Genomic DNA, 12348 nt, shown 5'->3' on the forward strand with positions numbered 1-12348 from the left:
GGCTGCGACCCGAAGGCGGATTCGACCCGCCTGATCCTGCACGCCAAGGCGCAGGACACGATCCTGAGCCTGGCGGCAGCCGCGGGCAGCGTCGAGGACCTCGAGATCGAAGAGGTCATGAAGGTCGGGTATCAGAACATCCGTTGCGTGGAGTCCGGCGGTCCGGAGCCGGGCGTGGGCTGCGCCGGCCGCGGCGTGATCACCTCGATCAACTTCCTGGAAGAGAACGGCGCCTATGAGGACATCGACTACGTGTCCTACGACGTGCTGGGCGACGTGGTGTGCGGCGGCTTCGCGATGCCGATCCGCGAGAACAAGGCGCAGGAGATCTACATCGTGATGTCCGGCGAGATGATGGCGATGTATGCCGCCAACAACATCTCGAAGGGCATTCTGAAGTATGCGAATTCGGGCGGCGTGCGTCTCGGCGGCCTGGTCTGCAACGAGCGTCAGACCGACAAGGAGCTGGAGCTTGCGGAAGCCTTGGCCAAGAAGCTGGGCACCAAGCTGATCTACTTCGTGCCGCGCGACAACATCGTGCAGCACGCCGAGCTGCGCCGCATGACGGTGCTGGAATATGCGCCGGATTCGGTTCAGGCCGGCCACTACCGGGAACTGGCGACCAGGATCCACAACAACGCGGGCAAGGGGATCATCCCGACCCCGATCACGATGGACGAGCTCGAAGACATGCTCATGGAGCACGGCATCATGAAGGCCGTCGACGAGTCCCAGATCGGTAAGACTGCCGCCGATCTCGCCGCGACGGCTTAAATCCAAACCGGCCATCCGGCCCTTCGCGAGAGGGCCGGATGGATGTCCGCAAATCGTATCATCGAGGAAAGCCAGATGAGCGTCACCGAGAAACAAAGCGTTGCCGAGATCAAGGCGCGCAACAAGGAACTGATTGCAGAGGTTCTGCAGGTCTATCCGGAAAAGACCGCAAAGCGTCGTGCCAAGCACCTCAACGTGCATGAATCCGGCAAGTCCGACTGTGGTGTCAAGTCGAACATCAAGTCGATCCCGGGTGTCATGACCATCCGCGGCTGCGCCTATGCCGGCTCGAAGGGCGTGGTATGGGGTCCGATCAAGGACATGATCCACATCAGCCACGGCCCGGTCGGCTGCGGTCAGTACTCCTGGGCGGCTCGCCGCAACTACTACATCGGCACGACCGGAATCGACACCTTCGTGACCATGCAGTTCACTTCCGATTTCCAGGAGAAGGACATCGTCTTCGGCGGCGACAAGAAGCTCGCCAAGATCATGGACGAGATCCAGGAGCTGTTCCCGCTGAACAACGGCATCACCGTGCAGTCGGAATGCCCGATCGGCCTGATCGGCGACGACATCGAGGCGGTCTCCAAGACCAAGTCGAAGGAATATGATGGCAAGACCATCGTGCCGGTCCGCTGCGAAGGCTTCCGTGGTGTGTCCCAGTCGCTCGGCCACCACATCGCCAACGACGCGATCCGCGACTGGGTGTTCGACAAGATCAACCCGGACACGCCGGCGCGCTTCGAATCCACGCCCTATGACGTCGCGATCATCGGCGACTACAACATCGGAGGCGACGCCTGGTCGTCGCGCATCCTGCTCGAGGAAATGGGCCTGCGTGTGATCGCCCAATGGTCCGGCGACGGCTCGCTCGCCGAGCTCGAAGCGACGCCGAAGGCGAAGCTCAACGTGCTGCACTGCTACCGCTCGATGAATTACATCTCGCGTCACATGGAAGAGAAGTACGGTATTCCGTGGTGCGAGTACAACTTCTTCGGGCCGAGCAAGATCGCGGAATCGCTGCGCAAGATCGCCAGCTATTTCGACGACAAGATCAAGGAAGGTGCTGAGCGCGTCATCGCCAAGTATCAGCCGCTCATGGATGCCGTGATCGCCAAGTACCGGCCGCGCCTCGAAGGCAAGACCGTCATGCTGTTCGTCGGCGGCCTACGCCCCCGTCACGTGATCGGCGCCTATGAAGACCTCGGCATGGAGGTGGTCGGCACCGGCTACGAGTTCGGCCACAATGACGACTATCAGCGCACGGCCCAGCATTACGTCAAGGACGGCACGCTGATCTATGACGACGTCACCGGCTACGAGTTCGAGAAGTTCGTCGAGAAGATCCAGCCGGATCTGGTCGGCTCGGGCATCAAGGAAAAGTACGTGTTCCAGAAGATGGGCGTGCCGTTCCGCCAGATGCACTCCTGGGACTACTCCGGTCCCTATCACGGCTATGACGGGTTCGCGATCTTCGCGCGTGACATGGACATGGCCATCAACTCGCCGATCTGGAAGATGGCCAAGGCTCCCTGGAAGCAGGCGCCGAAGCCGTTCCTGCAGGCCGCCGAGTAACCGTAACTAGCTCCACGGCCCGGCCCTCCTTCGGCGGAGGGCCGGTGCTCCCGATCGACACAGGAAATTGAGAGGGTTGTCCTATGACACAAAGTGCCGAACATGTGCTCGATCACTTCGAGCTTTTCCGTGGTCCCGAATACCAGCAGATGCTGGCCAACAAGAAGAAGATGTTCGAAAACCCGCGCGATCCCGCCGAGGTGGAGCGCGTGCGCGAATGGGCCAAGACGCCCGAATATCGCGAGAAGAATTTCGCCCGTGAGGCGCTGACGGTCAATCCGGCCAAGGCCTGTCAGCCGCTCGGCGCCGTGTTCGTCGCTGTCGGTTTCGAAGGCACGATGCCGTTCGTCCACGGCTCGCAGGGCTGCGTCGCTTATTATCGCAGCCATCTGTCGCGCCACTTCAAGGAGCCGAGCTCCTGCGTGTCGTCGTCGATGACCGAGGACGCGGCCGTGTTCGGCGGCCTCAACAACATGATCGACGGCCTCGCCAACACCTACAACATGTACAAGCCGAAGATGATCGCGGTCTCCACCACCTGCATGGCGGAGGTGATCGGCGACGACCTGAACGCGTTCATCAAGACCTCGAAGGAGAAGGGCTCGGTTCCGGCCGAGTACGACGTGCCGTTCGCCCACACGCCCGCCTTCGTCGGCAGCCATATCACCGGCTACGACAATGCGCTCAAGGGCATCATCGAGCACTTCTGGGATGGCAAAGCCGGCACGGCGCCGAAGCTGGAGCGCCAGCCGAACGAGAAGATCAACTTCATCGGCGGCTTCGACGGCTACACCGTCGGCAACCTCCGGGAGATCAAGCGCATCTTCAAGATGATGGGGATCGACTACACGATCCTCGGTGACAACGAGAATGTGTTCGACACCCCGACCGACGGCGAGTTCCGCATGTATGCCGGCGGCACTACGCTCGAAGACGCCGCCAACGCGATCCACGCCAAGGCCACCATCTCGATGCAGCAATATTGCACCGAGAAGACGCTGCCCGTGATCGGCAATCATGGCCAGGAAGTGGTCGCATTCAATCATCCGGTCGGCGTGACCGGCACCGATGCCTTCATTATGGCGCTGTCCCGCATCACCGGCAAGGAGATCCCGGAGGAGCTGGCGCTCGAGCGTGGCCGCCTGGTGGATGCGATCGCCGACTCCAGCGCGCATATCCATGGCAAGAAGTTCGCCATCTATGGCGATCCGGACCTCTGCCTCGGGCTCGCCTCGTTCCTGCTCGAGCTCGGCGCCGAGCCGACCCATGTGCTTGCCACCAATGGCAGCAAGCAGTGGGCTGAAAAGGTGCAGGAGGTGTTTGACGCGTCGCCGTTCGGCAAGAACTGCCACGTGTATCCGGGCAAGGATCTCTGGCACATGCGCTCGCTGCTGTTCACCGAGCCGGTCGACTTCCTGATCGGTAACACCTACGGCAAGTACCTGGAGCGCGACACTGGCACGCCGCTGATCCGCATCGGCTTCCCGATCTTCGATCGCCACCACAAGCATCGCTACCCGGTGTGGGGTTATCAGGGCGGCCTGAACGTGCTGGTCACGATCCTCGACAAGATCTTCGACGAGATCGACCGCAACACCAACGTGCCGGCCAAGTCGGACTACAGCTTCGACATCATCCGTTAAGACGCGACGGAGCGCGGTGGTCCTTAGTGGCCGCCGCGCTTCGGCTCTGACACGAGCAGGGCTCTTGGGGAAGACAACAGCTGTCTGAGCCGTGCTCGAAAGGCGCAAACGGTCCGTCAACAGGAGAAGCCAATGAGCTCGCTTTCGGCCACCATTCAGGACGTCTTCAACGAGCCGGGGTGCGGCAAGAACGCCAACAAGTCCGAAGCGGAACGCAAGAAGGGCTGCACCAAGCAGCTGCAGCCGGGCGGTGCGGCGGGTGGCTGCGCCTTCGACGGCGCCAAGATCGCGCTACAACCGCTCACTGACGTTGCGCACCTGGTGCATGGCCCGATCGCCTGCGAAGGCAATTCCTGGGATAATCGCGGCGCGGCGTCGTCTGGCCCCTCGATCTGGCGCACCGGCTTCACCACCGACATCAACGAGACCGACGTGGTGTTCGGCGGCGAGAAGCGCCTCTACAAGGCGATCAAGGAAATCATCGAGAAGTACGATCCGCCGGCGGTCTTCGTCTATCAGACCTGCGTGCCCGCGATGACCGGTGACGATATCAACGCCGTCTGCAAGGCGGCATCGGCCAAGTTCGGCAAGCCCTGCATCCCCGTCAATTCGCCGGGCTTCGTCGGCCCGAAGAACCTCGGCAACAAGCTCGCCGGCGAAGCGCTGCTGGAGCATGTGATCGGCACGGTCGAGCCGGAATTCACCACGCCCTACGATCTCAACATCATCGGCGAATACAACCTCTCCGGCGAGCTCTGGCAGGTGAAGCCGCTGTTCGACGAGCTCGGCATCCGCATCTCGGCCTGCATCTCCGGCGATGGCCGCTACAACGAAGTCGCGTCCTCGCATCGCGCCCGTGCGGCGATGATGGTCTGCTCCAAGGCCATGATCAACGTCGCCCGCAAGATGGAGGAGCGCTACGGCATCCCGTTCTTCGAGGGTTCGTTCTACGGCATCCAGGATTCCTCGGACTCGTTGCGCGAGATCGCGCGGCTCTTGGTCGAGCGCGGTGCGCCGGCCGATCTGCTGGAGCGCACCGAGGCCGTGATCGCGCGCGAGGAGGCCAAGGCCTGGGCTGCGATCGAGCCGTTCAAGCAGCGGCTCACCGGCAAGAAGGTGCTGTTGATCACTGGCGGCGTGAAGTCGTGGTCGGTGGTCGCGGCGCTGCAGGAGGCCGGCATGGAGCTGGTCGGCACATCCGTCAAGAAGTCCACCAAGGAGGACAAGGAGCGCATCAAGGAGCTGATGGGCCAGGATGCGCATATGATCGACGATATGGCGCCCCGCGAGATGTACAAGATGCTCAAGGACGCCAAGGCCGACATCATGCTCTCCGGCGGCAAGTCGCAATTCGTCGCGCTGAAGGCGGCGATGCCCTGGCTCGACATCAACCAGGAACGCGCCCACGCCTATATGGGCTATATCGGCATGGTGAAGCTGGTCGAGGAGATCGACAAGGCGGTTTATAACCCGATGTGGGAGCAGCTGCGCAAACGGGCTCCGTGGGAGACCGCTGGTAACAACTGGCAGGCCAGGGCGATCGCGCAGGCCGAGGCCGAAGCGGCCGCGCTCGCCGCTGATCCGGTCGCTGCCGAGGCCGCGCGCCGTGCCAAGAAAATCTGCTTCTGCAAGTCGGTCGATCTCGGCACCATCGAGGATGCGATCAAGGCCCATGGCCTGACCGACGTCGCCGGTGTCAGGCAGCACACCAACGCCTCCGGCGGCTGCGGCGCCTGCGCGGTCCGGGTCGAGGACGTCCTGGCCCAGTCAAACGCGCCGGCGAACCTGCTGCAGGCAGCCGAGTAGGGCAGGCGCCATGGCCAAGGTCATTACCGGAAAGAAAGCCTGCGCGGTCAATCCGCTCAAGATGAGCCAGCCGATCGGCGGTGCCTTCGCCTTTCTCGGCTTGCGCGGGGCAATGCCGCTGTTGCACGGCTCGCAAGGCTGCACCTCGTTCGGACTGACCCTGTTCGTGCGCCATTTCAAGGAAGCGGTGCCGATGCAGACGACCGCGATGAGCGAGGTTGCGACCGTGCTCGGCGGCTATGAGAACGTCGAGCAGGCGATCCTCAATATCCATAAGCGGCAGAAGCCGGAGATCATCGGCATCTGCTCGACCGGTGTCACCGAGACCAAGGGCGATGACGTCGACGGCTATATCAAGCTGATCCGCGAGAAACATCCGCAGTTGGCCGACTATCCGCTGGTCTATGTCTCGACGCCTGACTTCAAGGATGCGTTCCAGGACGGCTGGGACAAGACGGTGGCCAAGATGGTCGAGGTGCTGGTCGAGACCCCGAAATCCACCCGGCGCGACCCGGCGCGCGTCAACGTGCTGCCAGGCTGTCACTTGACGCCCGGCGACATCGAGGAGCTTCGCACCATATTCGAGGATTTTGGCCTCGAGCCGTCCTTCCTGCCCGATCTCGGCGGATCGCTCGACGGGCATATTCCCGATGAGTTCGTGCCGACGACGATCGGCGGCATCGGGCTCGAGGAGATTGCGACCATGGGCCGGGCCGCCTGGACCATCGCGATCGGCGCCCAGATGAAGCGCGCCGCCGAGGCCATGCAGGCCAAGACCGGTGTGCCGTACCGCCTGTTCGAGCGGCTGTGCGGGCTGTTGCCGAACGACGAGTTCATGATGTTCCTGAGCGAGATCTCAGGGCGTCCGGTGCCGGCGAAATATCGCCGCCAGCGCGGCCAGCTGGCGGACGCGATGCTGGACGCACATTTCCACATCGGGGGCCGCAAGCTTGCGGTCGGCGCCGAGCCGGACCTGCTATTCGACGTTTCCAGCATGCTGCAGGAGATGGGCGCCAAGTTGAGCGTCGCCGTGACGACGACGCAGTCGCCGGTGCTCGAGCGCATGCCGTGCGAGGAGGTGCTGATCGGTGATCTCGAGGATCTCGAGAACCTGGCCAAGGAGCGCGGCTGCGATCTGATGATGACGCACTCACACGGCCGCCAGGCGGCATCGCGCCTGAACATTCCGTTCTACCGCATTGGTTTTCCGATGTTCGATCGGCTCGGCGCCGGGCACCTGATGTCGATCGGCTATCGCGGCACCCGCGACCTGATCTTCACCTTGGCCAATCTCGTGATCGCCGATCGCGAAGACAATCGCCAGCCGACCCCGGATACGTGGCGGGACGCCTGGCACGATTCCTTACGCGAGACGACCGGCACTCCGCTGGAGTCCGCCGTCGTGGCGCCGCTGCACTGATCGCCTAAGTTCGAGAGAAAGGACGCTTGCATGAAGGTGGCATTCGCAACGCAGGACTTGAAGAGGGTCGATGCGCATTTCGGCTGGGCCAAGAACATCGCGATCTACGATGTGAACCCCGAAGGTCATCGCTTCGTCGAGGCGGTCGAGTTCGACGGCGACCTGAAGGAAGACGGCAACGAGGACAAGCTCGCGCCCAAGATCGACGCGATCAAGGACTGTGCCATCCTTTATGTCGCCGCGATCGGCGGCTCCGGTGCCGCGCGCGTCGTGGCCAACAACATCCACCCGATGAAGGTCAACCAGCCCGAGGAGATCACGGGTCTGCTCGACAAGCTGCAGGACGTGCTGAAAGGAACCCCGCCGCCCTGGCTGCGCAAGGCGCTGGCCAAGGGCCAGGAGCGCGCGCTCGATTTCGAGGAATGAGGATCAATCATGTCTGATATTGCGGTCGCAATCGAAGCCGTGCCCGACCAGGAACGGCCTTTTGTCAAGGAGCTCATCAAGATCTGGCGGGCTCAGGACACCCACGGCGCCTGGGAAGGCAAGAGCGACATGGATCTGCTCGAACCCTACCTCCTCGACAAGGAGAAGCGCCGGGCGCTGCCGATCGTCGGCGATCCCGATCCCGAGACGATCTGGCGGCTGGAGCTGTTCTACAACGCCGTCGCGCTCTCGATCGAGAGGGCGACCGGCGTGATGATCTCGCCGATGCTCAAGATGCATCACGAGGGCTTTGGCCGGATGGTCTTGATCGGCGGCCGGCTGATCGTGGTCAACAAGCAGCTGCGCGACGTGCATCGCTTCGGTTTCGACAATCTCGGCAAGCTCGCCGACGAAGGCGACAAGTTCGTCAAGTCCGGTGTCGAGATGATCGAGAAGTTCAAGGACGTCGCAAACTACTGAGAACGGCGAGGAGACGAGATGAGCGACCTGGAAGCGCTGAAAGCCGAGATCAAGAAGCTTTCCGCACGTGCGATGCAGGCCAAGATGGACCTGCATGACCTGTCGGAAGAGCTGCCCGTGAACTGGCAGCAGATCCTCTCGACTGCGCAGAAGACCCATGAGGCGTTCGCCGAACTGGAGAAGAAGCGCGCCGAGCTGAAGAAGCTCGAGGCCGCGTAGCCGAGGAAGGACCGACTGTCATGTCGAATGCAACCCGCGACGGCCGCGACTGGCAGCCGGACTATCTGGTCGCGATCGATGCCCACAAATGCATCGGTTGCGGCCGCTGCTACAAGGTCTGCGGCCGCGAGGTCATGACCTTGAAGGGCATCAACGACGAGGGCGAGTTCGTCGAGCTCGACGACGATGAGGATGACGAGGTCGAGAAGAAGATCATGGTCATGAACGACACTGGCGCCTGCATCGGCTGTGGTGCCTGCGCCCGCGTCTGTCCGACCAATTGCCAGACCCATACACCGGCGCCTTGATATCAGCGAGTGCTGCCATGAACACCATGGAGGCCAAATTCACGATCGGGCAGGTGGCGCGGCACCGCGTCTATGATCTGCGCGGCGTGGTGTTCGATGTCGACCCCTCATTCTCGAGCGACGAGGGATGGCGTGCGATCACCATGGACGCGCGCCTCGCGAAAGACCAGCCGTTCTACTACCTGCTCGCTGAATGCGGCGAGAACAGCTATATCGCCTACGTTCCAGAGCAGAACCTAGTGGAGGACGTCTCCGGCGATCCCGTGCGGCATCCTGACATCGGGGAGCTGTTCGATCGGGACGATCAGGGAAGCTATCGGTACCGCGGCCGGATATTTCAGTAAAACGTTTGGAGCTCGCAGCGCGGGCAGAGCGGCGGCTGTGGGGACGGTTCGTCAGCTGCCGTCCTTCGAGACGCCCGCCTCCGGCGGGCTCCTCAGGACGAGGCTTTAAATCCGGGCGAGATCTCGCACCTCATGGTGAGGAGCGCCGCTTGCGCCGTCCGGACGATGCTGACGCATCGCCGGGCGAACCATGAGGCAGGATAGCTGATGCAGCCTACTCAATCCCCTGTTCGCGCGCTTTCCACATCGCCGCGATCCGGAAACGTTCGTTGATAGCGGTCGGATTGGCCAGGATCTCGGTCTGCGCGGCAGCAAAGGCCTCGTTTACGATCTCGGCCTGCTCCCTGGTCAAGGTGACGCGCCCGGCCATATGGGTCGCATCCGGCGCCGCCTGCCAGATCTTGCGGCGATTGGGGTGCATCTTCACCTCGACCAGCTCGAACGCCTCGAGTTCGCCATCGAGACAGATCGCCAGTCCAACGACTTCGAGCTTGCGGCCGTCTTCGGTGGTCTTGACCAGGGTCCTTGCCATGTGTGCTGCTCCCGTCGTGGTGTGCTCGTTACGCCGCCGCCGGCGTGTCGTCCGTCAAGCTCCATTCCGCCCATGAGCCGTCATAGACGGCCGCGGTCGGAACGCCGATCCGGTAAAGCGCCAGCGCCACCATGCACGAGGTGATGCCGGAAGCGCAGCTCGTTACGATGGGCTTCTTCAAGTCGATCCCAGCTGCCGCGAAACGCGCCGCAAGCGCATCACGCCCGAGCAGCACACCTGTGTCCGCGTCGACCAGGTCGGCCCAGGGCAGATTGATCGCGCCCGGAATGTGCCCCTGCCGGCGGAAGGCGAAGACATCGGCCTGGCTGCCGTCAAACTTGCCGGGGCCGCGCGCATCGATCAGCTGCGCGGCGCCGCTCTGCAGCTTCGCTCTGATATCGTCGAGCGTCTCGACCAGATGGCCGTTGAAGCTTGCCTTGAAGCTATCAGGCGCGGGGCGCACCGGTGTCATTTCCGCCGGCAGCTTCTCCTTGGTCCATTTGCCGAAGCCACCGTCGAGCATCGCGATATTGTCGTGGCCGAACACGCGGAACATCCACCACACCCGCGCCGCCGCGGCTCCGCCATAGAGCCGATCGTAGACGACCACACGGTGCGCATTGCCGATGCCGAGCAGCCCGACCTTGTGGGCGAAGTCCTCGGAAGAAGGCAGCATATGCGGCAGTGCGGTCGATTTGTCGGCGACCTGGTCGATGTCGAAATGCACCGAGCCCGGCAGATGCCGGCCGCGATATTGCGTGCGGCCGTCGAGATTGGTGCTCGGATGATGCCAGGTGCAGTCGAGAATCTTGACGCTGGGATCCGTCAGATGCGCTGCCAGCCATTCCGTGCTGACCAGGGCGTCACAGGCTTCGGTGCTCATGGGGTGGCTCGTATCCGGAACATGACAATGAGGGCGGACAGCGTGGCTTGCCGAGCTCTGTTCAGAGCGATTTCGGCATCGGGAAGCCGGGACGCGGATGCGTGTCGTAGTATTCCGGCCGCTCCGGCCAGCCGCCCTCGGCGATGATCTTGAAGCTTGCCACGGTCACCGGTGCGCCCGGCGAGCACGACACCTCCGTGAACTTGATCTCGCGATCGCCCGGGCCGGCCGAGAAGTCCGCCACGGTGCTGCCATCCGCCTTGCGTGCGCGAGCGAAGCCGGGTGTGCCCACGGTCGAGGCGGGGACGGAGGCGGCGACGAAATTGGGCTGCTCCAGTCCGTCTTTGGCCGGGCCGAACGCGGGTGAGCCGAAAGTGAAGATAGCGAGCACGCCGCTGCGATCGACCGCCTTCTCGGCTGTGATCGGACGCGCGACCGAATAGACGGTCAACGTCCCACCATCCAAGCCGGCCTTGATGTCATCCAGCGAGCTTTCGACGAAATCCAGCGCGACGTTCATGTCGATCTCCTTACACAACGGTGTTGAGATCGAAATTTTTCAAGTTTTGTGCCAGTTTGCCGCGGGCGCGAAGGCGGACGGCCCGGGGCCTCGAGTTGCGCGAATCTTGCAATGTCGATGGTAGGTGGCCCGATTGGACGGCGCGAGGTCAGCGTCGGCCGATGTCGGGAGTACTCCGAAAGACGAGGGCCGACATGACGACAAACATCGCCTACGCGATCTGCAGCATCAACGACATTCCCAGCCGGCGCGCCATGGGCTTCAATCTGATGATCGTCGATGAGTACGGCACCAAGCGGCCGTGGCCGATCATCGTCGTGCGCTGGGGCAAGCAGGTGTTCGGCTATGTCAACCAATGCCCGCACGACAAGGTCAATCTCGATTGGGAACGCAATCAGTTCCTCGATCCGAACGGCCTGCGTATCATGTGCGGCAAGCATGGATCGTTGTTCGAGATTGGCACCGGCGTCTGCGTCGACGGGCCCTGCAAGGGCGACAGCCTGACGCCGGTGGCGCTGACCTTGCTCGACGATGATATCTGCGTCACCGGCGTGACCCTCGTCGAGGACGATGAGGTCCTCCCCGACGAGGAGCGCGAGGAAAACTAGAGCGAGCGCCCGGCTTACACCGGGCGGTTCTCGTTGCGGTTCTTGACCGGCTCCATCTTGGCTAGCGCGTCGGCGTAGGCGACGAGATCGTAGGGCTCGCTGAAGCTTTTCGCGGCATCCAGCACATAATCAAGCTTGCCGGCGGTATCGAGTTTCTTGATGTCGTTCTTGTCGATCGACAGCAGATCGAGCATCTCCTTCCACACCGTGGATTCGTCGCAGGGCAGCACATAGAAGGTGATGTCGCCGATCTTGATGCGGTATTTCGCCAACAGATCGATGTTGTTGCAGAACATGAAGTAGCTACCGTCGGGACGCAGCAGGCCGCTTAAAACCTCAGCGGCAGTCTCGAGATAGGCAAGTGAATGAATATAGCCGGCGAGCACGGGAATGGTGCTCTCGCCGTCCTGCACCACGGTCAGGACTTGTTCGACGGAAAAGTCCGGTGGCCGCTTCTCGTCGGCGACCTGGGCCTGGAATTTCAGCGCAATATCGCCGCGGAAGCCGAACCGGCCGGGCTTCGTGGTCGGCCCCTTCAGCACCGCGTTGAGGAGTCGCCCTTCAGCGTCGAGGCGCGCCAGTGCCGTGGCCTCGATCGCGACCGTCTTTTCCATCGTTGTCATCAACAATCCCTCGCATGTCCTGATGTCATGAGCCGTCTCGCCGTACGGCGCGGTCGAGCCAAGACGATGCAAATTGTCTGCCGTTGTTCATTGCGTGCTGATTTCCTTGAGCTTTCGCTGTTTCCGGCGTGGCTTTGTCGGTTTTGTGCCGAACAGCCAGATCCTGGCAGGGCCGGCCGGCATG

General features: G+C 62.6%; 15 protein-coding genes. 11 read left to right on the top strand and 4 right to left on the bottom strand.

The features are described from left to right. The 10 genes from nifH to hspQ form a co-directional block, all read left to right on the top strand. Window positions 1-774 (top strand): nitrogenase reductase (gene nifH / locus ACQR1W_RS37250; protein WP_434855437.1); only part of this gene is annotated, 774 nt, incomplete at its 5' end. A 75-nt stretch (window positions 775-849) separates the two neighbouring features. Further along, window positions 850-2352: a nitrogenase molybdenum-iron protein alpha chain gene (gene nifD, locus ACQR1W_RS37255; RefSeq protein WP_008973641.1), complete on the top strand. Its 1503-nt coding sequence runs from the start codon at window positions 850-852 to the stop codon at window positions 2350-2352. Between the two features lie 83 nt (window positions 2353-2435). Further along, window positions 2436-3995 carry a nitrogenase molybdenum-iron protein subunit beta gene (gene nifK, locus ACQR1W_RS37260; RefSeq protein ID WP_008973640.1) on the top strand — a complete coding sequence of 520 codons (1560 nt, stop codon included), beginning with the start codon at window positions 2436-2438 and terminating at the stop codon, window positions 3993-3995. Between the two features lie 132 nt (window positions 3996-4127). Beyond that, complete coding sequence (nifE, locus tag ACQR1W_RS37265; protein ID WP_434855438.1) at window positions 4128-5801, top strand: nitrogenase iron-molybdenum cofactor biosynthesis protein NifE; 1674 nt, start codon at window positions 4128-4130, stop codon at window positions 5799-5801. 10 nt (window positions 5802-5811) lie between these two features. Then, window positions 5812-7221 carry a nitrogenase iron-molybdenum cofactor biosynthesis protein NifN gene (gene nifN / locus ACQR1W_RS37270; RefSeq protein ID WP_434855439.1) on the top strand — a complete coding sequence of 470 codons (1410 nt, stop codon included), beginning with the start codon at window positions 5812-5814 and terminating at the stop codon, window positions 7219-7221. Between the two features lie 30 nt (window positions 7222-7251). Beyond that, the gene (gene nifX, locus ACQR1W_RS37275) at window positions 7252-7647 is read left to right on the top strand and encodes a nitrogen fixation protein NifX (protein ID WP_008973637.1); all 396 of its coding nucleotides are present in this window, start codon (window positions 7252-7254) and stop codon (window positions 7645-7647) included. Window positions 7648-7656: 9 nt separating this feature from the next. Continuing rightward, window positions 7657-8127 (top strand): NifX-associated nitrogen fixation protein, encoded by a 471-nt coding sequence (locus ACQR1W_RS37280; protein ID WP_434855440.1) that lies wholly within the window; start codon window positions 7657-7659, stop codon window positions 8125-8127. A gap of 18 nt (window positions 8128-8145) precedes the next feature. Beyond that, on the top strand, window positions 8146-8346 hold the full coding sequence (locus ACQR1W_RS37285) for a CCE_0567 family metalloprotein (protein WP_434855441.1): 201 nt from the start codon (window positions 8146-8148) through the stop codon (window positions 8344-8346). A 20-nt stretch (window positions 8347-8366) separates the two neighbouring features. Beyond that, on the top strand, window positions 8367-8654 hold the full coding sequence (gene fdxB, locus ACQR1W_RS37290; RefSeq protein ID WP_434855442.1) for a ferredoxin III, nif-specific: 288 nt from the start codon (window positions 8367-8369) through the stop codon (window positions 8652-8654). A 17-nt stretch (window positions 8655-8671) separates the two neighbouring features. Continuing rightward, window positions 8672-8998 (top strand): heat shock protein HspQ, encoded by a 327-nt coding sequence (hspQ, locus tag ACQR1W_RS37295; RefSeq protein ID WP_434855443.1) that lies wholly within the window; start codon window positions 8672-8674, stop codon window positions 8996-8998. A 214-nt stretch (window positions 8999-9212) separates the two neighbouring features. Here hspQ and ACQR1W_RS37300 read toward each other — a convergent pair whose 3' ends face one another. From ACQR1W_RS37300 to ACQR1W_RS37310, 3 genes are all read right to left on the bottom strand, one after another. Further along, window positions 9213-9530 (bottom strand): hypothetical protein, encoded by a 318-nt coding sequence (locus ACQR1W_RS37300; protein WP_434855444.1) that lies wholly within the window; start codon window positions 9528-9530, stop codon window positions 9213-9215. Between the two features lie 28 nt (window positions 9531-9558). After that, window positions 9559-10413, bottom strand: a complete 855-nt coding sequence (locus ACQR1W_RS37305) for a sulfurtransferase (protein ID WP_434855445.1) — start codon at window positions 10411-10413, stop codon at window positions 9559-9561. 61 nt (window positions 10414-10474) lie between these two features. After that, entirely contained in the window at window positions 10475-10933 is a 459-nt protein-coding gene (locus tag ACQR1W_RS37310) for a hypothetical protein (protein WP_434855446.1), read from the bottom strand. Window positions 10934-11127: 194 nt separating this feature from the next. Between ACQR1W_RS37310 and ACQR1W_RS37315 the strand changes: the two genes are divergently transcribed. Then, entirely contained in the window at window positions 11128-11541 is a 414-nt protein-coding gene (locus ACQR1W_RS37315; protein WP_434855447.1) for a Rieske (2Fe-2S) protein, read from the top strand. A 14-nt stretch (window positions 11542-11555) separates the two neighbouring features. On the opposite strand, the gene ACQR1W_RS37320 is transcribed toward ACQR1W_RS37315, so the two are convergent. Further along, window positions 11556-12164, bottom strand: a complete 609-nt coding sequence (locus ACQR1W_RS37320) for a hypothetical protein (protein ID WP_434855448.1) — start codon at window positions 12162-12164, stop codon at window positions 11556-11558. Window positions 12165-12348 lie beyond the last annotated feature (184 nt).

The organism is Bradyrhizobium sp. HKCCYLS1011 (assembly GCF_051167795.1).
In the GTDB taxonomy this organism is placed as follows: Bacteria; Pseudomonadota; Alphaproteobacteria; order Rhizobiales; family Xanthobacteraceae; genus Bradyrhizobium.